The sequence below is a fragment of the Acidiphilium sp. PM genome (genome assembly GCF_000219295.1).
GTDB lineage: Bacteria > Pseudomonadota > Alphaproteobacteria > Acetobacterales > Acetobacteraceae > Acidiphilium > Acidiphilium multivorum.
This window is the reverse complement of record NZ_AFPR01000232.1, coordinates 1-845: the sequence shown is the minus strand read 5'-3', so window position 1 is coordinate 845 and position 845 is coordinate 1. Positions and strand designations below refer to the sequence as shown.

Genomic DNA, 845 nt, shown 5'->3' with positions numbered 1-845 from the left:
GCGCGTGGGATCGCGCATGAAGCGCAGGCCGGGCAGCACGGCGATCGCGGCGGTGAGCGGCAGGACGCTCGCGGCGTCGGACACGACATCGCCGCTGAGGCCGAATTCCTCGCGCGCCAGCATCACCGCGATGCCGTGATCGCCCACCGGGCCGCTGACCAGCAGGGCATCGCCGGTCTCGATCCGGCCGAGGCCGAGGCCGCAGCCGGGCGGGCGGACGCCGATGCCGGTGAGGGCGAGATAGATCCCCCCGCCCTGCCCGCGCGGCAGGACCTTGGTGTCGCCGGCGACGACGCGCACGCCGGCGGCGCGGGCGGCGCCGGCGAGGCTGGCGACGATGCGCTCCAGCCGGGCGATTTCCAGCCCCTCCTCGATCAGCGCGGCCAGGGTGAGATAGAGCGGGCGGGCGCCGGCGACGGCGAGGTCGTTCACCGTGCCGTGCACCGCGAGGGCGCCGATGTCGCCGCCGGGGAAGCTGAGCGGCTGGACGGTGAAGCCGTCGGTGGTGACGACGATCTCGCCGGGGGGCAGGGCGACGGGCACGGCGTCGGCCCCGGTGTCGAGCGCGGGGTCGGCGAGGTGGCGGGCGAACACCTCCTCGATCAGCGCCCGCATCAGGCGGCCGCCATTGCCGTGGGCAAGGCTGACATGGGTATCCTCGATCACGCGCGTCCTCCGTATTCGATGATCTGGCCGAAGCTGAGCCCGGCATCGTTGCAGGCGATCGCCTCGCCGAACAGGGTTGCGAAGCCGGCGGCGCGCAGGGCGGGGGCGAGGCGCTCGACCAGGTTCCGGTTCTGGAAGACGCCGCCGGCAAGGCCGATGGCGGCGACGCCGTGGCGGCG

General features: G+C 74.6%; 2 protein-coding genes. Both read right to left on the bottom strand.

Annotation, left to right across the window (positions count from 1 at the left end):
* Window positions 1-666 (bottom strand): AIR synthase related protein (locus APM_RS10270; protein WP_007423306.1); only part of this gene is annotated, 666 nt, incomplete at its 3' end.
* The coding region (locus tag APM_RS10265; RefSeq protein ID WP_007423305.1) for a hypothetical protein at window positions 663-845 on the bottom strand (183 nt) is incomplete at its 5' end. The genes APM_RS10270 and APM_RS10265, both read right to left, overlap by 4 nt.